Origin of the sequence: Mycolicibacterium chubuense, from assembly GCF_001044255.1 — a bacterium.
Lineage (GTDB): Bacteria > Actinomycetota > Actinomycetes > Mycobacteriales > Mycobacteriaceae > Mycobacterium > Mycobacterium chubuense.
This window is the reverse complement of the sequence record NZ_JYNX01000060.1, coordinates 83,468-104,762: the sequence shown is the minus strand read 5'-3', so window position 1 is coordinate 104,762 and position 21,295 is coordinate 83,468. Positions and strand designations below refer to the sequence as shown.

Genomic DNA, 21,295 nt, shown 5'->3' with positions numbered 1-21,295 from the left:
GGGCCCCGCGGAGGTGCCGTGCCGGTACCATGAGCGTCCGCGCCGTCGGCGCGGAATGTGGGGGCATGACGAGTGGACGGCGACATCGAGGGCGCTTCGGCCGCGGCGGAACGGCTGCCGCTCGCCGAGGCCGCCGCCGACCTCCCGGTGCTCAAGGCCCTGCTGCGAATCTCCGAAGCCGTCGCGCGGGCGGACTACTTCGACGAGGTGCTCGAGGTGATCGCCGAGCAGGCGCTGACCGCGCTGCGGGCGTCGTCGCTGTCGATCAGTCGGTGGGAGCAGGACCGGGAGGCGCTGCGCACGCTGATCAACGTCGGCGACCTCGCGCCGGATGAGACACGCTGGCCCACCGACGAGTACTACCCGGTGGCGGCGGATCCGCTCGTCGCGGACCTGTTGCGGCACGGCCGGTCCTACACCAACGCCGTGGACGACCCGGACTGTCCGCCCGACTGCAAGGCGCTGCTCGAGCAGTTGGGCAAGGAGTGCGAGATCGCGGTCCCCGTCATGTGCGGCGACAGCATGTGGGGCGAGATCTGGGTGACCGGCACCGACGGCCGCCGGTTCGACGCCGGCGACGCCCAACTGCTGCAGGCCATCGCCGCGCACACCGCGGTGGCGATCGGTCGGTCGGAGTTGCTCAGCACGGTGTGGGGCTACGCGCTGCAGGACCCGCTCACCGGCATCGCCAACCGGCGCGCCATCGATCAGCGCTTCGCCGAAACAGACTGGGAGACCGAGTCTCCGGTGGTTCTGCTCTGCGACCTCGACGGGTTCAAGAGGATCAACGACCGCGACGGCCACCCCGCGGGCGACCGGCTGCTGCGCGACGTCGCCGCAGTGCTGGGCCGGCTCGCCGGTGCGATCGACGGCGCCGTCGCCGCGCGGCTGGGCGGCGACGAGTTCTGCGTGCTGCTGCCCGACGCCACGCTGGCCGCGGCCCAGGTCTTCGCCACCGACGCGACGCGCGTGCTGCACGAAGCGGTCGACCAGTCGGTCAGCGTGTGCTGGGGCGCCGCGGCGACGACCCCGGAGGTACGTACCGGAGGTGATCTCCTGGCCGCCGCCGATGCCGCGCTCCTGCACGCCAAGCGGCAGGGTCCCGCGCGGTACAGCGCCGGCGGGCCGATCCCCGTGACGCCCCCCGGCATCGAGGACCTGGACCGGCGCTCCGACGACCGGCGCGCCGCCGACCGGTTGGCGGGCGCCCTGGTTCGCGCCCTCGAGGAGCGACCGGACACGACGCTGCCCGAGGCATTGGAAGTCCTGGCCAACGCCGTGGCGCAGGCCGTCGACGCGGCCGCCTGGGCGATCTCGGAATGCTCCGAGGGCCGCGAAGCGCTTCGGATGGTGAGCAACGTGTCCAGCGTCCGCAAACGTGACGCCGGGCTGACCGTGCTCGTCGAGTTCGGCCCGCCGCTCTACGACATGGCCGACTACCCGGCCTCGGCGGCCGCCGTCGCCGACGGGTCGACGTTCCTGGCCGGCGTCGACCTGGAGGGCTCCGATCCCGACGAGGTGGCCTTGCTGGTCCAGTTGGGCTATCAGGCGGTGCTCGGTGTCGGCGTTCCCGCCGGCGAACGCAGCTACCTACTGGAGTTCTACTCCCACGACGAACACCAGGCGCTCGCCGACATCGCGCCGCTGGCGCAGGTGCTGGCGGCATACTGCGTGTCCCGGATCAGCGGAAGCCGGCCGTCCCGCCGTCGGCCATGATCGTCTGACCGGTGACGAACGCGGCGTCGTCCCCGAGCAGGAAGCACACCACCGGGGTGATGTCGGTGGCGACGTCGCCGAGCCTGCCCAGGGGGACCGCCCGAACGGTGCGCTCGTAGGTGCGGGGGTCCATCTCCCGCCACGCCCGGATGCTCTCGGTCTCGGCGTACGGGCACACCACGTTGACCCGGATGTTGCGCCGACCCCATTCCAGCGCAGCGACTTTCGACATACCTCGGATCGCCTCCTTGGCCGCGCCGTAGGCGCCGAACATCGGCAGGCCCACGGTGCCGGAGCCCGAGCCGAGGTTGACGATGCTGCCGCCGCCGGCCTCGACGAACACCGGGTACACCGCCTGCATCAGCTCGAAGGTCGCCCGCGGGCCGACGTCGAACACCAGGTCGTAGTCTTCGCGGGTGATCTCACTGAACGGCTTGGGTTCGTTGGTCGCGATCGCGTTGTTCACCAGACCGTGCACTGCGCCGAACGCGTCGGTGGCCGCGGACACGATGCGGCGGGCGATCCCGGGCTCGCGCAGATCGGCGATGAGAGGGACCACCGAGTGTCCCGGGAACTCGGCCGCGGTCGCGCCGAGCAGGTCCGCGTCGCGGTCGACGGCGAGCACCGACGCACCACGTTCGGTCAGCGCGGTGACGATCCCCTTGCCGATGCCGCGCGCGGCGCCGGTGACGATCACGGCCCGGCCGGCCAGCGGGGTCATGCCCGCTGATCCTTGACGATCACGCCGTCCTTGACGATCACCGACAGGTTCTTCGCCGGGTCGCTGAGCAGCGCCAGGTCCGTCGTCGGATCCCCGTCGACCAGCAGCACGTCGGCCCATGCGCCGACGGTGATCTCCCCGAGGCGGGCCGACCGGTACGGATCGCGCTCGCCGGCCATCCGGAACAGGGCGGCGTTGCCGGAGGTGACCAGCTTGAGTGCGTCGACGGTGCTCATGTACTCGCCGAGCCGGACCAGCATCGCGCTCTGCAGATCGTCGTGGTCGGGCTCGAAGAGCAGGTCGGTGCCCCAGGCCAGTTTCACGCCGTGCTTGGTGGCCCAGCCGAACAGCTGGTCGGTGCCGGCACAGATCTCGCGGTTCTTCTCGGCGCTGTCCGGGTTGAGGAAGGAGTGGTCGTGTTCGGCGAAGGGTTGCGTGGAGAGCCACACGCCGCGCTCCGCGAGCATCGCGATCGTGGGTTCGTCGGCCAGGTGGCCGTGCTCGATCGAGCGCACCCCGGCCTCCACCGCGCGGCGGATACCCGTGACGTTGTAGACGTGGGTGGCGACGTAGGTGCCGTAGTCCTCGGCGGCCTGCACCGCGGCGCGTAGTTCGGCTTCGGTGAACTGCACGGTGTAGAGCGGGTCGTACAGCGACGCCGCCCCGCCGCCGACCATCAGCTTGATCTGGCTGGCACCGAGTTTGAGTTGTTCCCGGACCGCGGCGAGCACCCGCTCGGGACCGTCGGCGACCCGCATGAACCCGATCTGCTCGGCACGTGACTCGTCGCCGCCGAGCGCGGTGGGTCGTTCGTAGACGAAGCCGAAGTCACCGTGGCCACCGGTCTGCGAGATCGCCGCCTGGCTGGGGTAGATGCGCGGGCCCAGCGCCGGCGCGCCGTCGATCACCTTCTTGATGCCCGCGGTGTCGCCGGCCATGTCGCGGACCGTGGTGAACCCGCGAAGCAGCGTGTCCCTCGCCTTGGCCAGCGTCGAGGCCGCCAGCAGCGACTGCGATCCCATCGCCAGGTCGAGCAGTGTGTTCGCCATGCCGACGAGGTGGACGTGGGCGTCGCTCATCCCGGGCATCAGCGTGCGCCCGGCACCGTCGATCACCGCGGTGGCGTCCGTTTCGGCGATCGGTGAGCGCTCTACGGCCGCGATCGTGGCGCCCTCGATCAGGACGTGCCCGTCGACCAGCCGGTCCGACAGGCCGTCGAAGATCCGCACGTTCTTGATCAGCAGGCGCTGACTGTTCCCGGCCATCGGGGCCACCTCCCTCGTCGCGACCTCACGGTAGCCGGGGCGCCAGAGACTGTGCGGGGCTCCAGCGCGAAGGTGCCGTCACGCGGAGAGACGCGGAAAGCCGGACCCGACGGCAATCGGGTCCGGCCTTCCGGCGATCAGAGGGTCGTCGGGTCAGGGAGCGGGGATGGAGGCGCAGCCGACGCCCGGGATGCAACCCGAGACACCGTCGGGGCCGGCCGATCCGCCGACGCCGCCGGGGTTGGTGCTGCCGCTGGCGCCGCCGGGTCCGGCAGCGCCGGAGGGGCCGCCGGGGATGGCGCCGCTGGCGCCCTCAGGGCCGGCCGCACCGGCCACGCCGCCGGGGTTGGTGGCACCACTGACGCCACCGGGTCCGGCAGTGCCGCCCGGGCCGCCCGGAATGGCGCCGCTCGCGCCACCGGGGCCGGCCACGCCCGCGGTCACGCACGGCGTCCCGTCGGGGTTGAAGCACGGCGGCGGCGCGGGCTGCGCGAAAGTCAGGGGCGCAGTTGCGATTGCAGTCGCAGCAGCGCCCGCGAAGATCATGCTTCCGAGAATTCGGGGAGATGTGGTCTTGTGTCGCATGGCTAAGTAGTTGCCACTCGCTGCGCCGTTGAAACCATCCGTGTGGTGGCATTCTGGCTGAATGGGTCTGATCTTCCGGCTGCTCGAGCTCCTGGTGGTGCTCGTGCCGCTGATCGGCGTGGGCTACGCCACGTACCGCGGCATCGTCGCCGCGCGCCGGCAGCGCGACACCGAGCTCGCGCCCGCGCCGAACCCGCGGCCGGCCACGTCGGCGCAGCGGCGTGCGATCACCCGCACGATCGAACAGCACGACCGCACCGACACCCGCTGGCTCGACTACGAGCTCGACGTGGCCAAGGTGCTGGACTTCCCGCTGATGACCGACATGCGCGACCCGCTCACCGAACGGTTCCACCGCGCCAAACTGCGGGCCGATTTCCTGCGCCCCGCCGACGTCGGCGATCTGCTCGAGGACCGGGACGCGATGCGTGCCTACGTGGAGGCGGTGGGTGAGTACGTCACGGCCTTCGACATCGCCGAGGCCGAAGCGCACCGCCGCAGGCGCGCGGCGTTCACCGCCGACGAGCAGGAGCGTCTGGCGCTGGCGCAGCGGCTGCTGCGGGTCGCCGCCGACGCGGGGGCAACAGTGCAGGAACGCGACCGTGCCTACCGGCTGGCGCAACGCGAACTCGACGGGCTGATCGTTCTGCCCGAGCGCACCCGGGTGGCGTTGGAGCGTGGCATCAGTGGCGAGTTGGGCGATTGAGCGTCATCTGCTGGTCGTAGAACCGGCCGAGGCGGTCGATGCGCCACAGCTGGCCGTAGATCAGCAGCGAGGCGCCCGTCACGGTCGGCCAGAGCTGCAGCGCGACCAGCCCCCAGCCGAGCAGCGCCGCGGCGACGAGCGCACCGCCGATCCAGATGCGCTGCACCACAGCGAAATCCGCAGGCATCCGGTCGGGGCTCCGCAACCACAGCCGTTCGCCGTAGATGCCTTTCGACGACCAGGCGGTGGGCGTCTCGATCGGGCCGAACGCGTGGGGATTCCACCACAGCCACACCAGCACGACGGCGCACGGCACCAGCGCCCACCACCCGATCCAGACGCGGCTCCAGATCGCGAGGATGATCAGCGGGATGGCGGCGAACCGGGTCCACACGCTCCACGGATTGGCGTGGCGCCGCCACGCCTCGTCGGACATGCCGGCCAGACGGGCGTAGCGGTCCAACGCCCCCACCGAACTACCCCAGGGCGGCGTCGGCCACGTCGAGGGCACGATCGAGGATCGCCACGCCCTCACGGGCCTGCTCCTCGGTGACGATGCACGGCGGCACCACGTGGATGCGGTTGTAGTTCGCGAACGGCAGCAGACCCAGCTTCTTACACTCGGCGATCACCGAATTCATTGCTGCGCTGGAACTTCCATACGGGGCGAGCGGCTCGCGGGTGTCCGGATCGGCGACCAGTTCGACGGCCCAGAACACCCCGGCGCCGCGGACCTCTCCCACGCTGCGGTGCCGCGCCGCGACCTCACGCAACGCGGGGCCGAGCACCTCGGCGCCGATGCGGGCCGCGTTCTCGACGATGCCCTCCTCGGCCATCGCGGTGATCGTCGCGACCGCGGCGGCGGTGGCGAGCGGGTGCCCCGAGTAGGTCAGCCCACCGGGGTAGGCGCGATGGTCGAACGTCTCGGCGATGTGCGGGCTGATCGCCACGCCGCCCAGCGGCACGTAGCCGGAGTTCACGCCCTTGGCGAAGGTCAGCAGATCGGGGGTGACGTCGAAATGGTCGATGGCGAACCACTTCCCGCTGCGGCCGAAGCCCGACATCACCTCGTCGGCGATGTAGACGATGCCGTACTCGTCGCACAGCTCCCGCACCCCGGCGAGATACCCCGGCGGGGGCACCATGATGCCCGCGGTGCCGGGAATCGACTCGAGGATGATCGCCGCGATCGTCGACGGACCCTCCATCCGGATGAGGTCGCGCAGGTGCGCGAGCGCGCGGTCGCTCTCCTCCTCCTCGGTGGTGGCGTGGAACTGCGAGCGGTACAGGAACGGCCCGAAGAAGTGCACGACGCCGGCATTGCCGTGGTCGTTGGGCCAGCGCCGCGGGTCACCGGTGAGGTTGATCGCGGTCTCGGTACCGCCGTGGTAGGAGCGGTAGCGGGCCAGCACCTTGTAACGGCCGGTGTGCAGGCGCGCCATCCGCACGGCGTGCTCGACGGCGTCCGCACCGCCGTTGGTGAAGAAGATCTTGTTCAGGTCGCCGGGCGTGCGCTCGGCGACCAGGCGGGCCGCCTCGGAGCGTGCGGCGTTGGCGTGCTGCGGCGCCACCGTGCACAGCTTGGCGGCCTGCTCGGCGATCGCGGCGACGACCTTGGGGTGCTGGTGACCGATGTTGGTGTTCACGAGCATCGACGAGAAGTCGAGCAGGCGGTTGCCCTCGCCGTCCCATACGTGGCAGCCCTCGGAGGCGGTGATCGTCATCGGCGCGATCTCGGCCTGCGCCGACCACGAGTGGAACACGTGCGCCCGGTCCAGCTCGTAGGCGCGGGCGGCCTCGGCCCGGGCCTCGTCGCGGGTCAGGCCGTTGGGCAGCGTGGCGGTGTCGTCCATCAGAGTCATGGCTGTTCTTTCCGGGGTCGGGCGGACATCAACTGTCGGAAGCCTTCTCGAGCGCGGCGAGTGCCTCACCGCTGTAGACGGCCAGGCGCTGCAGGTGCGGCAGCCGGTCGCGGCAGCCGACGAACCCGAAGTTCATGGTGTCGGCGTAACTCTGGAGCGTGATGTTCAGCGCCATACCGTGGATCGGGATCGACACAGGATAGGTGGCCTCCAGCCGGGAACCGTTGAACCACAATGGTTCCCGCGGGCCAGGCACATTGGACACGCACAGGTTGAACGTGTAGGGCCATGGCGTCTGCACGCCGGTCAGCGCGCCGGCGATCTGGCCGCCCGCCGGTGCCAGCAGCGCGGCGCTGTAGGCGATGATGGCCGCCGGAGACATCGTCTGCAGCTGAGCCTTCGCCGCCCGCGTCGCCGCGGTGATCACCTCGAGCCGCTCCACCGGATCGGCGATGTCGGTACCCATCGGCGCCAGGATCGCACCGACCGCGTTGCCGCCGCCCTCATCGCCCTTGGGCCGGACGTTGACGGGCAGGAACGCGATCAGCGAGCGGTCCGGCAGCTCGTCGATCTCGGCCAGGAACGTCCTCAGCCCGCCGCCCAGGATCGCCAGCGCGACGTCGTTGATCGTCGACCCGTGCTGCGAGCTCAGCTTCTTGAGCCGGTCGAAGTCGTACTGCTGGGTGGCGAAGCGCCGGTTGCGGCTGATGCGCGCGTTGAGGATGCTGTGCGGCGCCGACGCCGACCCCGCGATCTGGGCGTAGTCGCCGTCGCGCCGGATCTGGGTGTTCACCACCGCCGTCGCCAGGTCGACCGCCGAGCTCACCCCTCCGGTGACCGTCGAGGAGATCCCGCCGAGCGCCCGCAGCGTCGAGGCGATCGGGTTGACCGTCTCGGTGATGGGCAGCGGGCGTTTGCGTTCGGGCAGCGGCACATTGAAGAACAGCCGGGTGTCGCGCGACTCGGCGTCGGTGGACAGGCTGCGGCTGAGCATGCGCATCGCGCTGTAGCCGTCGACGAGCGCGTGGTGGATCTTCAGATACAGCGCGAAGCGGCCGTTCTCGAGCCCCTCGATCACATGCAGTTCCCACGGCGGCCGGGTCAGGTCGAGGTGGTTGCTGTGCAGCCGCGACACCAGGATGCCCAGTTCCCGTTCGTCGCCCGGACTGGCCAGCGCCGACCGGCGCACGTGGTAGTCGAAGTCGAAGTCCTTGTCGACCACCCAGCTGTGCAGCGGGCTGAACTGCAGCCGGGGATGTGCGAGCTTGAGGTTCCACGGCCGGGTGACCTCGCGGCGCCGCGCGTCGGCGATCATCTCGCGCAAGTACTCGACCGTCGCATTGGGGGGCGGGGTGAACGGCAGCAGCCCGGCCACATGCATCTTCGAACTCGACGTTTCGCCGTAGATGAACAGCAGATCGAGCAGACCGAGCCTGACACTGTTGGCACTCACGTCGCTACGGTACGCGGTGTTCTCAGGTCCCACAGAAGGTTCTGAACCCGGCGGAGAACTCCTCCCGGCCGGGTTCGGCGTAGCGCTGCAGACCCGGCCGTTCCTCGAACGGGGACCGTACCGCGTCCAGCAGCGCACGCAGCGGGGCGAGTTCGCCGTCCGTCGCCGCGGCCAGCGCCTCCTCCATGAGGTGGTTGCGGGGGATGTAGATCGGGTTGACCGCGTCCATCGCGGCCGGATCCGGTCCGAGCTCACGCCAGCGGGCCAGCCAGGCGTCGAACGCGGCGAGGTCGACGAACTCACCGCGCGCAGGCTCGGCGTCACCGCGTGCCGCCGACGCCAGCCGGCGGTAGAACGACGTGTGGTCGACCCGGCTCTGCTGCATCTGTCCCAGCAGATCGGCCACCAGCGCGTCGGCCTGCTCGGCCGCGGCACCGGGGATCCCCAGCTTGGCGCGCATGCCGTCGGCCCAGCGCTGTTCGTAGCGGGTCCGGAACCTGCCGAGGGACTCCTCGGCCATCGCGACCGCGGTGTCGGTGTCCGCCGGGTCCTCGACGAACAGCGGCAGCAGCGCCTCGGCGAACCGCGCCAGGTTCCACAGGGCGATCGCCGGCTGGTTGCCGTAGGCGTAACGGCCCATGCTGTCGATCGAGCTGAACACCGTCTGCGGATCGAAGGCCTCCATGAACGCGCACGGCCCGTAGTCGATGGTCTCGCCGGAGATCGTCATGTTGTCGGTGTTCATCACGCCGTGCACGAAGCCGACCAGCATCCACTGGGCGATCAGGTCGGCCTGCACATCGCTGACGGCCTCGAGTAGCGCGCGGTAGGGCTGATCGCTGTCCGCGGCGTCCGGGTGGTGCCGCGCGATCGCGTAGTCGGCCAGGCGCCGCAGCACACCGAGATCGCCGGTGTGGCCGGCGACCAGCGACGCGTACTGGAAGCTGCCGACCCGCAGATGGCTCGACGCGACCCGCGCCAGCACCGCCCCGGGCAGTTCCGTGTCGCGGTAGACCGGCCGGCCGGTGGCCACCACGGCCAGCGAGCGGGTGGTCGGGATGCCCAGTGCGTGCATCGCCTCGCTGATCACGTACTCGCGCAGCATCGGGCCGACCGCGGCCAGCCCGTCGCCGCCGCGGGCGAACGGGGTGCGGCCGGAGCCCTTCAGGTGCAGATCACGCACGCGCCCGGCGGGGTCCGCGAGCTCGCCCAGCAACAGCGCCCGCCCGTCACCCAGCCGCGGGACGAAACCGCCGAACTGGTGCCCGGCGTATGCCTGCGCCACCGGCGTCGCGCCGGCGGGGATCTCGGTCCCGGCCAGCAGGCCCAGTCCGTCAGGGCTGCGCAGCCACGCCGGATCCAGTCCCAACTCGGTGGCCAGCGGCTCGTTGAGCACCAGCAGGGTCGGATTCGGCGCCTCCTCGGCCTGCCAGCGCACCGCCAGCTCCGGAAGGTCACGCACGAACGTGTCCTGCAGCGCGATGCTCATCTGTTCAGCCTACGGAGAGGGTTCGATGACGGCGATGGCGTCGACGTCGTCCTTGATCGGGATGCGGCGCGCACTCTCCTCGAACACCAGCGCGCCCGCCGGTTCGGTGTAGCCGTCGCTGTGCGGCAGGATCAGCGCCCGCTGGCCGGGTGCCACCTCGGCGGTCTGCAACGCCGACGTGGGCGGCGAGACCTGCGCGATCTGCTGCCCGGCGAGCTGCCAGACCACCGGAGGGTCGAGTTGCGGCTGCCCGCACCGCCACGTCGTGAGGCTGAGCTTCGGCGCGCCCTCGTTCGGCCACCAGAGCTTGGTGATCCGGGAGCCCGCGGTGGGGTCGGCTCCGGCGACGTCGAAGGTCTGCTGGTTGCCGTCGGCATCGGACTGCACGACCGCCGCGGTGCCGCACGCATCCCCGGTGGCGCGGTACAGCGCGTAGGCCAGGGCGGCGCCGTCGGGGCTCAGCCGTGCCACCGCCACCGGGCTGTTGGCGTCGGCCTGCCCCAGGGAGGTCGGCGCGCCCGGCCCGCGCACGGCGTACAGCGTGTCCGGGCCGCCGAACGGCGTCGGCGCCCCCTCGACCCGCGCGAGGACCGCGGTGCCGCCGCGCGCCACGATCAGCCGCGGGTCGCCGGCCTGCGGCACCGGCGGCAGGTCGACGGTCTGCATCACCTGCGGCGTCGCCGCGGCGTCGGACAGGTCGAGGCGCATCAACCGGTTGGGTTGCTCCCACCACACGATCGCGCTGCCGCCGGCGGTGCCGAGCGACGGCCCGGCGTCGGCCAGCGAGCGCAGCACGGGTGCGATGTTGCGCAGGTTGTCGACCAGNCGGCCGTCCTCCGTGCTGAGCAGATCGTTGGACGGGGTGAACGCGCCCGGCGCGGTGGCGATCACGCTCGTGCCCTCGACGACGCCGATCTCGTCGGCGGCGCGGTACGCCAGTAACGGACCGGCAAGCCCCGGCGGCGGTGCGCTGGTGGTGGGGTCGAACGGCGAGGAGGGCTTGGTGCCCGAGGTTCCCGATGTCCCCGATGTCTGGGTCGACCCCGGTGGCGACTGGAGCCCCGTGCAGGCCGCGGCCAGGACGGCGACGAGCCCGAGCAGCACGAGGGTGACAGCGACGGTGACGGGGTGACGGGACGGTTTTCTCATAGGGATCTGGGCTCCATGTAAGCGGAAAACGCGGCGGCGGTGGGCCGGGGGGTGGGTGCGCGGCGCGCCCGACCGGGGGTGGCTCGGTATGGTGATTGCTCGCCGGCGGTGGGGGAATTGCGGGCTGACGAGGTGCGTCGGCCGGCCGCCGGACCTGTGATCTGTAGATGTGGAGCAACGCTGTGAGCCTGAACACCATCGCTCTCGAGCTGGTGCCGCCGAACGTCGACCGCGGGCGCGAGCAGGCCCTCTCCGACGCCGAGAAGGTGCTGCGGTGTTCGGCGGAGGCGGGGGTCGGCGGCCGGGTTCGGCACGTGATGATCCCCGGGATGATCGAGGAGGACGACGATCGTCCGCTCGAGATGAAGCCGAAGCTCGACGTGCTGGAGTTCTGGAGGATGATCCAGCCGGAGCTGCCCGGTGTCCGGGGGTTGTGCACCCAGGTGACCGCGTTCATGGACGAACCGACGCTGCGGGCCCGGCTCACCGAACTCGGCGGCAGCGGTTTCGACGGGATCGCGTTCGTCGGCGTGCCCCGCACGCTGAACGACGGCGAAGGCACCGGGGTGGCGCCCACCGACGCGTTGACGATGTTCGACGAGGTCGTCGCCAACCGCGGCGTCATCCTCATCCCGACCCGCGAGGGCGAGCAGGGTCGCTTCACCTTCAAGTGCGACCGCGGCGCCACCTACGGCATGACGCAGCTGCTGTACTCCGACACGATCGTCGACTTCCTGACCGAGTTCGCCGCGACCACCGAGCACCGGCCCGAGATCCTGCTGTCGTTCGGGTTCGTGCCCGCGGTGGAGACCAAGGTGGGCCTGATCAACTGGCTGATCCAGGATCCGGGCAACGCCGCCGTCGCCGCCGAGCAGGACTTCGTCAAGAGGCTGGCCGGCGCGGAACCGGTGGAACGCCGCAAGCTGATGGTCGACCTGTACAAGCGGGTGGTCGACGGGGTCGGGGAGCTCGGGTTCCCGCTCAGCGTCCACTTCGAGGCGACCTACGGCATCAACACCCCGGCGTTCCAGACCTTCGCCGAGATGCTGGACCACTGGGCGCCCGACCGCGGCTGACGTTCGCGCTGAGTTTTTCGCCCCGGTGCGGTCTACTGGGGTATGAGCAGGCCGATCGTCGCCTGGGCCGCCGCGGTGCTGGCCGCGGGTTCGGCTGTGCTGCACGCCGGTTCCCTGCCCGGCGTGACGAGCCCGTGGCTCGCGGCGCTGACCGTGGCGATGGTCGCCGGATGCCTGTTCTGCGCCTACGAACTGCTGACCCGCGACACCGTGCGGGCGTGGGTGCTGGTCGCGGTGATGAACCTGGCGATGATCGGCGCGCACCTGCCGATGCCGGCCGGGCACCAGCACGCCGGTCTCGGGGCGGCCGGCGCCGCCTCGCTGCATCCGGCCACGGTGGTCGCGGTGCTCGAGGTGATGCTCGCCGCCACCGTGCTGTTCGTCCGCACCCGAGCGCTCGCGCCGACCGTTGGCGCAGCGTGCCAGAGTGGACACCATGACCTCGGCGCATCTCCCGGTCGGCAGGTTGGGCGCGACCTCGATCGACTGCCCGGATCCGGCTGAGCTCGCGGACTTCTACGCCGCGCTGCTCGGCATGCGGCGCGTCGTCGAGACCCCTGACGGCGGAGTCGTCGCGATCACCGACGGCGCGGCGATCCTGGCGATGATGCGGGTCGACCCCTACGTCGCGCCGACATGGCCCGCGGGGGCCCGCCCGCAGCAGATGCACCTCGATGTGTCGGTCGACGACCTCGACCGTGCTGTGGCGGCCGCCGAAGCGCTCGGGGCGCGCCAGGCCCCGGAGCAGGCGCAGCCCGCGCTGTGGCGGGTGATGCTCGACCCGGCCGGCCACCCGTTCTGCCTGACGACGGTGGGCACCGCCTGACATGCCCGATCCGACCTCGGCCGAGGTGCGTGCGCTGCGCGCGCGGCTCGACGGCCTGACGATCCGCGACGCCGCGCGGCTGGGCCGCACGCTGCGCACGGTCCGCTCGCCCGACGCGGCCAAACTCGAGCGGCTGACACGGCAGTTCACGACCGCCGAAGCCCTGGTCGCCACTCGGGAGGCCGCCGTCCCGGCCATCAGCTACCCCGACCTGCCGGTCAGCGAGCGGCGCGAGGACATCGCTGCCGCGATCGCCGCCCACCAGGTGGTGATCGTGGCGGGGGAGACCGGCTCGGGTAAGACCACGCAGCTGCCGAAGATCTGCCTGGAACTCGGCCGCGGCATCCGCGGCACGATCGGTCACACCCAGCCGCGGCGACTGGCCGCGCGCACGGTCGCCCAGCGCATCGCCGACGAACTGGGCACCCCGTTGGGCGAGGCGGTGGGCTACACCGTGCGGTTCACCGATCAGGCGAGCGACCGCACACTGGTCAAGCTGATGACCGACGGCATCCTGCTCGCCGACATCCAGCGCGACAGGCGACTGCTGCGCTACGACACGCTGATCATCGACGAGGCCCACGAGCGCAGCCTGAACATCGACTTCCTGCTGGGCTACCTGCGCCAACTCCTGCCGCGCCGGCCCGATCTGAAGGTGATCGTCACCTCGGCGACGATCGAGCCGCAGCGGTTCGCCGACCATTTCGGTGGCGCGCCCATCCTCGAGGTGAGCGGCCGCACCTATCCCGTCGAAATTCGTTACCGCCCTTTGGAAGTGCCGGTGGTGGCCGACGACCGGGATGGATCCGGGGATCCGGACGACCCCGACCACGAGGTGGTCCGCACCGAACTGCGCGACCCGACGGAGGCGATCGTCGACGCCGTGCACGAACTCGCCGCCGAACCACCCGGCGACGTGCTGGTGTTCCTGTCGGGCGAACGCGAGATCCGCGACACGGCCGAGGCCCTGCGGGCCGACCTGGGCGAGCAGACCGAGGTGCTGCCGCTGTACGCGCGGCTGCCCACCGCTGAACAGCAGAAGGTGTTCTCTCCCAGCCGTTCCCGGCGACGCGTCGTGCTGGCCACCAACGTCGCCGAGACGTCGCTGACCGTGCCCGGCATCCGCTACGTCGTCGACCCGGGCACCGCGCGGATCTCCCGCTACAGCCGTCGCACCAAGGTGCAGCGGCTGCCCATCGAACCGATCTCGCAGGCCTCGGCCGCGCAGCGCGCCGGCCGCTCGGGGCGTACCGCGCCGGGTGTGTGCATCCGGCTGTACTCCGAAGAGGACTTCGCCTCGCGGCCCCGCTACACCGATCCGGAGATCCTGCGCACCAATCTCGCCGCGGTGATCCTGCAGATGGCCGCGCTCGGCTTCGGCGACATCGAGGGGTTCGGGTTCCTCGACCCGCCCGACGCGCGCAGCATCCGCGACGGCGTCGCGCTGCTGACCGAACTCGGCGCGTTCACCGACGGCGAGTTGACCCCGCTGGGCCGCCGGCTCGCGCAGATCCCGGTCGACCCGCGGCTGGGCCGGATGATCCTGCAGGCCGAGACCGAGGGCTGCGTCCGCGAGATGCTGGTACTCGCCGCGGCGCTGTCGATCCCCGATCCGCGCGAACGGCCCACCGACAAGGAGGAGGCGGCGCGTCAGAAGCACGCGCGGTTCGCCGATGAGCACTCGGATTTCGTATCGTTCCTGAACCTGTGGCGGTACCTGAGGGAGCAGCGAAAAGAGCGCTCCGGCAGCTCGTTTCGACGGATGTGCCGGGAAGAGTTCCTGCACTACCTGCGGATCCGGGAGTGGCAGGACCTGGTCGGGCAGCTGCGGTCCATCTGCCGCGATCTGGGCATCACCGAGTCCGACGAGCCGGCCGACGCGGCCCGTGTGCACGCGGCGCTGACGGCGGGGCTGCTGTCGCACGTCGGGATGCGGGACGAGTCGAAGGGACGTGACTCGCGGGAGTTCCAGGGCGCGCGTAACGCCCGGTTCGTGCTGGCGCCCGGTTCGGTGCTGACTCGCCGGCCGCCGCGCTGGGTGGTGGTGGCCGACCTCGTCGAGACCAGCAGGCTCTACGGCAGGACCGCCGCGCGCATCGACCCGGAGACCGTCGAACAGGTGGCCGGACATCTCGTGCAGCGCAGTCACAGTGAGCCGCACTGGGATGCCGAGCGCGGTGCGGTGATGGCCTACGAGCGGGTGACGCTCTATGGGCTGCCGCTGGTGGCGCGGCGGCGGGTGGGGTACGCCCAGATCGATCCGCCGGTCGCGCGGGAGCTGTTCATCCGGCACGCCCTGGTGGAGCAGGACTGGCGCACCCGGCACCACTTCTTCGCCGACAACGCCCGGCTGCGCAGCGAACTGGCCGAACTCGAGGAGCGGGCCCGCCGCCGCGATCTGCTCGTCGGCGACGACGAGATCTTCGCGTTCTACGACGCCCGGATCCCCGCCGATGTGGTGTCGGCCCGCCATTTCGACGGGTGGTGGCGCAAGCAGCGGCACCGTACGCCGGATCTGCTGACGATGACGCGGGATGATCTGCTGCGCAATGACTCCGGCGCTGAGCAGCCCGACGCCTGGGAGGCCGGCGACCTCGCGCTGCCGCTCAGCTACCGCTACGACCCGGGCGCCGACGACGACGGCGTCACGGTGCACGTCCCCGTCGACGTGCTGGCCCGCCTCGGCGGCGACGACTTCGCCTGGCAGGTGCCCGCGCTCCGGGAGGAACTGCTCACCGCGCTGATCCGGTCGTTGCCCAAGGATCTGCGTCGCAACTTCGTTCCCGCGCCGGACACCGCGCGGGCACTGCTGGCCTCCATCACCCCGGACAGCGGGCCGCTGCTCGATGCGGTTCAGCGGGAATTGCGCAGGCGCACCGGCATTCTGGTGCCGATCGACGCGTTCGATCTGGAGAAGATCCCGCCGCACCTGCGGGTGACGTTCGCGGTCGAGGGCGGCGACGGCGCGGTGGTCGCGCGCGGCAAGGATCTGGGGGAGCTACAGCGCACGCTCGCCGCACCGGCCCGCGACGCCGTCGCCGCGGCGGCCGGGGATCTGGAGCGCAGCGGGTTGCGCACCTGGCCCGACATCGACGAACTGCCCCGGGTGGTCGAGCGGCAGGGCGCCTCCGGGCACACGGTGCGCGGGTACCCGGCGCTGGTCGACGACCGGACGTCGGTGTCGGTCAAGGTCTTTCCCACCCAAGCCGAGCAGGCGGTCGCGGCGCCGGCGGGGACGCGGCGGCTGGTGCGCCTGGCCGGCCCGTCGGTGACCAAGGCCGTGGAGAAGGCGCTCGACACCCGGACCCGGCTGACGCTGGGCACCAATCCGGACGGATCGCTGACGGCGCTGGTCGATGATTGCGCCGACGCCGCGATGCAGGTGCTGGTGCCCCAACCGGTCTGGCGCCGTGCGGAATTCGAGCAGGCCCGGGCACGGGCGGCCGAGGCGCTGGTGCCCACCACCCTCGACGTGGTGCGGCGCGCCGGGAAGGTGATCGCCGCGCTGCACGACGTGCAGCTCGCCCTGCCCGACACCCCCACCGCGGCGCAGGCCGATGCGATCGCCGACATCCGCGACCAGCTCGCCCGTCTGGTGCCTCCCGGTTTCGTCGCCGCGGCCGGAGCGTCACGGCTGGCCGATCTGACCCGCTACCTGATCGCGGTGAACCGGCGGCTGGAGCGGTTACCGCACGGGCTGGGCGCCGACCGGGAACGGATGGACCGGGTGGCCGCCGTCCGCGACGCCTACGACGACGTCGTCTCCGCGTTGTCACCCGCGCGCGCCGCCGCCGACGACGTGCGCGACATCGCCTGGATGATCGAGGAATTGCGGGTGAGCCTGTGGGCGCAGCAGCTCGGCACCCCGCGCCCGGTCAGCGAGCAGCGGATCTACCGCGCCATCGACGCGCTCTCCCTCTGACCGCCGAAACTGTATTCCACGCGCGTCAAGTGCGTGAATTCCCGCGCGGAATACAGTTTCGGCGCGCAGGTGGTCAGCCCAGGGCGGCGATCCGGGCGACCGTCAGCGCCGAGGTGAGCTGCAGCAGGTCGGCGGGCCGGGACAGCTGCAGGCCGGTCAGCTCTTCGAGCCGGCGCATCCGCTGGGCCACGGTGTTGGGATGCAGGTGCAGCCGGGCCGCGGCGGCCCGCCGGTCCAGCCCGCTGTCGAGCACCACCCGCGCGGTGTCGAGCAGCTCGGTCGAGCGGTTGCGGTCGTACTCGGCGGCCCGGCCGAGCACCGACATCGCGAACTGCCGAAGCCGCTGCGGATCACCGAGCTCGAGCAACAGGTGATCGATCGTGATGTCGGTCAGGTCGATCACCTTCGACGCATCGCGGTCGCCGGCCAGATCCAGTGCGCCGCGCAGGGTCCGGTACGTCGCGGGGAGTTCGTCAGCGCTCACCTCGGCCGATACCGCGGCATGAGCGTGCTCGGCGACGCCGGTGCCGGTGAGGTGATCGACCAGGCGCCGGGCGATGTCGACGGCGGGACCGGAGAAGCCCGCCGTCTTCGCGGCGGCGGGCCAGATCAGCACCAGGTCTCCCCGGTGCGCCGCGGACAGCGGCCGCGGTGCGGCGCGGGCGAAGAACCTGTCCGCGGCGCTCAGAAGACGCTCACTGTCCCTGGCGCGCAGCGCGATCAGCGTCTGCCCGCCCGTCAGGTCCCAGCCGAGCCGGCGGGCCCGCTCCAGGAACGTCGGCATGCCGGCCGCGTCGGAGCCGAGCAGATCGGCCACCAGCGAACCACGAAGGCGCTGTTCGACTTCGGCGGCTGTGCGGGCACGCAGCAGTTCCAGCGCGGTGACCACCGCGGCGTGCTCCATAGCCCGGACGTCGAGGCCGGAGAGCTCGGCGTCGGCGGCGAGCACGTGGATCCGCGCGACGGCGGCGCCGTCGAGGATCACGTCGGTGACCGTGGTGTCGTGGGTTTCGACTGCCGCGTCCGCGGGCCAGCGCGCGGCGGCGAGCTGCTCGGCGTAGACGCCCTCGATGCGGACCGGGCGGTCGAGCAGCTCGGCCAGCGCCGACGCGACGCCGGCCACGCCCTCCCCGCGCAGCGCGGTGGCGGTGAGCAGGGTGTGCACCTCTTCGGCGCGTTGCAGTTCCCGGATGGTGGCCTGTTCGGTGGCGCGCAGCTGAGCCGTGCCGAGCGCGATGGCGACCTGGGTGGCGAGCGTGCTCACCAGTCCGATCTCGGCGCGGTCGAAGCGGTGCGGCGCAGCGAGGTAGCCGTTCAGCGCCCCGACCACGGCTCCGGCCCGCCGCAGCGGCACCGAGATCAGCGCCCGGTAGCCCTGTTCGTGGGCGACGCCGCTCCAGGTGAAGTGGGGCATGCGGTCGATGTCCTCGACGGTCACCACCTCGCCGGTGCGGTAGGCGATGCTCGTCGGCGCCTCCTGCTCACCGCGCATGTCGAGCAGGATGGGTCGCTCGGCGTTGACCTGGTCGACGTAGTCACCGGACAGCCCGTGCGAGCCGACGATCGTCAGCGCGGTGCGGGAGGTATCGGGTAGGAAGACCGCGCAGAAGTCGTAGTCGAGCAGTGTGCACGCGGTCTGCGCCACCCGGTCGAGTACCGCCGCCACCGGTTCGTCGCCGCCGACGGCTTCCCCGATGTCGGCCAGCGCGCCGAGCCAGAACTCGAGCGGCCGCGCCGCATCCTGTGTCGCCGGTGACATAGGAATCAGAGTAAGTGTGTCTGTCAAGACATTGCATCGCATCGGCCACCACCCGCACAGTGAGTGTCGTGACCGCGGTCACAGAACAAGGAGGTAGCCGGTGAGACCCACGAATCGACCCTGGCGGCGGGTGACGCTCGCCGTCCTCGCGATCGCGACGCTCGTACTGAGCACCGGGTGCTCGGCCGGGTTGGGCGGCCCGGCGTCGTCGCGCACGGCGCAAGACGGCGTCATCCGCTTCACGTTCGCGCCCGACCCGATCTGGGACTACATGAACGAGACCGGCGTCGTCGAGGCCTGGCAGCGTGAGACCGGCTACCGCATCGAGACCAGCGCCACGTGGGACGAGTTCGGGCTGTTCGCCGGCGGCCACGCCGACATCATCTCCACCGCTTCGTTCGAGGTGCCCGGCCTGGAAGAGCAGACACGGCGCGAGACCGTGATCATCGGCCGGTACAACGCCGAACGCAGCCGCATCCTGGTCCGCGCCGGTGATCCCGCCCAGTCCTTGGCGGATCTGCGGGGCAAACGCCTCGGGGTGTTCACCACGGTGTCGGGCACACTGGTGTGGAGCGCGCTGGTCAAACGGATGCACGACATGAATCTGGTCGATGGCGACTTCGACGTGATCGTCGCCGACATCCAGAACCTGTCGAACCTGTTGGCGCGCGGCGAGATCGACGCCTGCATCTGCTACCCCGACCTGTCCGCCCGCGAACTGCGCGACGGCTCGGTGCGCCCGCTCTACGACGGGAAGTCCTCGGCCGACCTGTTCGCCGAGCTCGCCGCGCCCGGCCACGACGGTCCCATGGGCAACGTGTTCGTCGCGCGCAAGGACTGGGTGGACGCGCATCCGGCCGAGGTGTCGGCCTTCCTCGACCTGTGGGACCGCGGCCTGGCCGAATGGCAGGCGCATCGCGACGAGATGATCGAACGCTATCCCCAGCACTTCGCGGTCGCCACACCCGAGGACATCGCGTTCATGAAAGCCTATGTCGCCGAACATGACTGGGTGGTCGACGAGGTCCGCTTCGACCCGCAGTGGGCCGAGGACGAGAGCTCGATCTTCGACCTGATGCGGGAAACCGGCGTCATCGGCGACGACATCACCGATCCGAAGTTCCTGCCGACCCAAGGAGTCCAGCCGTGACCCAGACCGTCGTCCTGCCGGATGCGCGGACCGCGACGCCGCCCGCCGGCCACCGCACCCGCCGCGGGTCCGTCGCCACGCTGCGGTGGCTGGCGTCCGGCGCCGCGCTGCTGCTGGCCCTCGCGGTGTGGGCGGCCGTCGCCGCCTGGATCGACGATCCGATCGTCCCCCGGCCGGCCGGCGTGGCCGAGCAGGTGGTCGCGATCGTCGCCTCCGGGGAGGCGCTGACCAACTTCACCGCCAGCATCGCCAAGATCGCCGCCGGCTTCGTGATCGCGATGGCGGGCGGCCTGGTGATCGGATTCGCCATGGGGCGTTCGACATTCATGACGTCGTACTTCTCGCTGCCGCTGTTCGTGCTCGGCAACATGCCGGGGCTGACCTACGCGGTGTTCGGGCTGCTGATCTTCGGCGTCGGCGCCGGCGGACCCATCGTGGTCTCGGCGCTGGTGGCGCTGCCGTTCATCGCGATCAACGTCGCCGAGGGCGTGCGCTCGGTGGACGGCAAACTGCTGTCGATGTGCCACGCCTTCGGGCGCAGCCGCACCGACGTGCTGCGGCACCTGTACCTGCCGGCCGTGACGACGTTCGTCTTCGCCGGGGTCCGGTACGGGTTCGCGATGGCCTGGAAGGTGGAGGCGCTGACCGAGGTGTTCGGCGCCAGCAGCGGCGTCGGCTTCATGATCCGCAAGGCCTACCAGGAATTCCGCGTCGACGACATGCTCGCGTGGACCGCGCTCTTCATCATCGCGATGGTGCTGATCGAACGCGGCCTGGCCGCGTTGGAGAACCGCTTCTTCGCCTGGCGGAAGGAACTCGTATGACCACCGTGACCGCTGCGCAGGCGTGGCGACACCAACTGAAGGGCCAGACCCGTTCGGCCACGGCTGTTCTGGCTGCCGTCGCCACCATCCTGGCCGCCTGGCAGCTGGCGGTGGTCTTCGGCAACCGGGTGCCCTCGCTGACGGAGTCGGTGGGCCGGCTGGGCTCCGAGGCCGCCCTCGGGGAACTGTGGGGCAACCTGGCGATCAGCATGAACAGGTTCGTGCTCGGCCTGGCCGCCGCGTTGGTGGTGGGCGCGGCAGTCGGTGTGCTGATGGGTCTGTCCCGGCTGGCCGATCTGGCGTTCTCCGACCTGACCGCTGCAGGCCTGGCGATCCCCGCGGTGATCTGGGCGCTGCTGACCACTATGTGGTTCGGCTTCGGCTGGCTCACCCCGGTGGTCACCGTGTTCCTGTCGGGCCTTCCGTTCGTGGTGGTCAACATCGCCAAAGCCACCCGCGCGGTGCCCGCCGACCTGGTGCTGATGGCGCGGTCGTTCGGGGTGTCGCGGCAACGGGTGCTGCGCGAGATCGTCGCGCCCGCCGTCGCCGGCTCCACGGTGGCCGCGGTGCGCTTCGCGATCATGAGCGCCTGGAACGGGCTGCTGCTCGCCGAGTGGTTCGGCTCCACCTCCGGGGTGGGCTGGCGCGCCCGCTACTGGTACGACGCCAACCAGCTCGACGGCTTCCTGGCCTGGGTGCTGGTGTTCATCCTGCTGCTGGTCGTCGCCGATCTCCTGATCCTCGGTCCCATCGAGCGCTACGCCACCCGCTGGCGCACCGTCTAGAAGAAAG

17 protein-coding genes are annotated in these 21,295 nt (G+C 71.1%); 9 read left to right on the top strand and 8 right to left on the bottom strand.

The window, feature by feature from the left end:
• The first annotated feature begins 72 nt into the window (after positions 1–72).
• A complete protein-coding gene (locus MCHUDSM44219_RS21270; RefSeq protein ID WP_236695536.1) occupies positions 73–1,716 on the top strand; it encodes a GGDEF domain-containing protein in 1,644 nt (547 codons plus the stop codon).
• Here MCHUDSM44219_RS21270 and MCHUDSM44219_RS21265 read toward each other — a convergent pair.
• The 3 genes from MCHUDSM44219_RS21265 to MCHUDSM44219_RS21255 form a co-directional block, all read right to left on the bottom strand.
• Positions 1,682–2,437, bottom strand: coding sequence for an SDR family NAD(P)-dependent oxidoreductase (locus tag MCHUDSM44219_RS21265; protein ID WP_048420227.1), 756 nt, complete (start codon positions 2,435–2,437; stop codon positions 1,682–1,684). The two genes, MCHUDSM44219_RS21270 and MCHUDSM44219_RS21265, sit on opposite strands and share 35 nt — an antisense overlap.
• Positions 2,434–3,702, bottom strand: coding sequence for a metal-dependent hydrolase family protein (locus MCHUDSM44219_RS21260; RefSeq protein ID WP_048420226.1), 1,269 nt, complete (start codon positions 3,700–3,702; stop codon positions 2,434–2,436). Before MCHUDSM44219_RS21260 ends, MCHUDSM44219_RS21265 begins: the two co-directional genes overlap by 4 nt.
• Before the next feature lie 153 nt (positions 3,703–3,855).
• Entirely contained in the window at positions 3,856–4,248 is a 393-nt protein-coding gene (locus MCHUDSM44219_RS21255; protein WP_048420225.1) for a hypothetical protein, read from the bottom strand.
• Between the two features lie 100 nt (positions 4,249–4,348).
• On the opposite strand from MCHUDSM44219_RS21255, the gene MCHUDSM44219_RS21250 reads away from it, so the two are divergent.
• Positions 4,349–4,993 carry a hypothetical protein gene (locus tag MCHUDSM44219_RS21250; protein ID WP_048420224.1) on the top strand — a complete coding sequence of 215 codons (645 nt, stop codon included), beginning with the start codon at positions 4,349–4,351 and terminating at the stop codon, positions 4,991–4,993.
• Here the strand turns inward: MCHUDSM44219_RS21250 and MCHUDSM44219_RS21245 are convergent.
• The 4 genes from MCHUDSM44219_RS21245 to MCHUDSM44219_RS21230 are packed head-to-tail and all read right to left on the bottom strand — an operon-like array spanning position 4,971 to position 9,797.
• On the bottom strand, positions 4,971–5,465 hold the full coding sequence (locus MCHUDSM44219_RS21245; RefSeq protein WP_109777879.1) for a DUF6653 family protein: 495 nt from the start codon (positions 5,463–5,465) through the stop codon (positions 4,971–4,973). The two genes, MCHUDSM44219_RS21250 and MCHUDSM44219_RS21245, sit on opposite strands and share 23 nt — an antisense overlap.
• A gap of 4 nt (positions 5,466–5,469) precedes the next feature.
• On the bottom strand, positions 5,470–6,855 hold the full coding sequence (locus MCHUDSM44219_RS21240; RefSeq protein WP_048420223.1) for an aspartate aminotransferase family protein: 1,386 nt from the start codon (positions 6,853–6,855) through the stop codon (positions 5,470–5,472).
• Positions 6,856–6,883: 28 nt separating this feature from the next.
• Positions 6,884–8,308: a WS/DGAT/MGAT family O-acyltransferase gene (locus tag MCHUDSM44219_RS21235; protein WP_048420463.1), complete on the bottom strand. Its 1,425-nt coding sequence runs from the start codon at positions 8,306–8,308 to the stop codon at positions 6,884–6,886.
• A gap of 22 nt (positions 8,309–8,330) precedes the next feature.
• Entirely contained in the window at positions 8,331–9,797 is a 1,467-nt protein-coding gene (locus MCHUDSM44219_RS21230) for a protein adenylyltransferase SelO (protein ID WP_048420222.1), read from the bottom strand.
• A 1,331-nt stretch (positions 9,798–11,128) separates the two neighbouring features.
• Here MCHUDSM44219_RS21230 and MCHUDSM44219_RS21220 point away from each other — a divergent pair.
• From MCHUDSM44219_RS21220 to hrpA, 4 genes are read left to right on the top strand one after another with little or no spacing between them, the layout of a single operon-like run.
• The gene (locus MCHUDSM44219_RS21220) at positions 11,129–12,022 is read left to right on the top strand and encodes a mycobacterial-type methylenetetrahydrofolate reductase (RefSeq protein ID WP_048420462.1); all 894 of its coding nucleotides are present in this window, start codon (positions 11,129–11,131) and stop codon (positions 12,020–12,022) included.
• Between the two features lie 42 nt (positions 12,023–12,064).
• The gene (locus MCHUDSM44219_RS21215; protein ID WP_236695535.1) at positions 12,065–12,526 is read left to right on the top strand and encodes a hypothetical protein; all 462 of its coding nucleotides are present in this window, start codon (positions 12,065–12,067) and stop codon (positions 12,524–12,526) included.
• Positions 12,459–12,848, top strand: a complete 390-nt coding sequence (locus MCHUDSM44219_RS21210; RefSeq protein WP_048420220.1) for a VOC family protein — start codon at positions 12,459–12,461, stop codon at positions 12,846–12,848. The genes MCHUDSM44219_RS21215 and MCHUDSM44219_RS21210 overlap by 68 nt, the downstream gene beginning before the upstream one ends.
• Position 12,849: 1 nt before the next feature.
• The gene (hrpA, locus tag MCHUDSM44219_RS21205; RefSeq protein ID WP_048420219.1) at positions 12,850–16,770 is read left to right on the top strand and encodes an ATP-dependent RNA helicase HrpA; all 3,921 of its coding nucleotides are present in this window, start codon (positions 12,850–12,852) and stop codon (positions 16,768–16,770) included.
• 73 nt (positions 16,771–16,843) lie between these two features.
• Here hrpA and MCHUDSM44219_RS21200 read toward each other — a convergent pair whose 3' ends face one another.
• The gene (locus MCHUDSM44219_RS21200; protein WP_048420218.1) at positions 16,844–18,529 is read right to left on the bottom strand and encodes a helix-turn-helix domain-containing protein; all 1,686 of its coding nucleotides are present in this window, start codon (positions 18,527–18,529) and stop codon (positions 16,844–16,846) included.
• A gap of 100 nt (positions 18,530–18,629) precedes the next feature.
• On the opposite strand from MCHUDSM44219_RS21200, the gene MCHUDSM44219_RS21195 reads away from it, so the two are divergent.
• The 3 genes from MCHUDSM44219_RS21195 to MCHUDSM44219_RS21185 are packed head-to-tail and all read left to right on the top strand — an operon-like array spanning position 18,630 to position 21,288.
• Positions 18,630–19,679 (top strand): ABC transporter substrate-binding protein, encoded by a 1,050-nt coding sequence (locus MCHUDSM44219_RS21195; protein WP_048420217.1) that lies wholly within the window; start codon positions 18,630–18,632, stop codon positions 19,677–19,679.
• Positions 19,676–20,503, top strand: a complete 828-nt coding sequence (locus MCHUDSM44219_RS21190; protein ID WP_048420216.1) for an ABC transporter permease — start codon at positions 19,676–19,678, stop codon at positions 20,501–20,503. The genes MCHUDSM44219_RS21195 and MCHUDSM44219_RS21190 overlap by 4 nt, the downstream gene beginning before the upstream one ends.
• On the top strand, positions 20,500–21,288 hold the full coding sequence (locus MCHUDSM44219_RS21185) for an ABC transporter permease (RefSeq protein ID WP_048420215.1): 789 nt from the start codon (positions 20,500–20,502) through the stop codon (positions 21,286–21,288). The genes MCHUDSM44219_RS21190 and MCHUDSM44219_RS21185 overlap by 4 nt, the downstream gene beginning before the upstream one ends.
• The last annotated feature ends 7 nt before the right edge of the window (positions 21,289–21,295 follow it).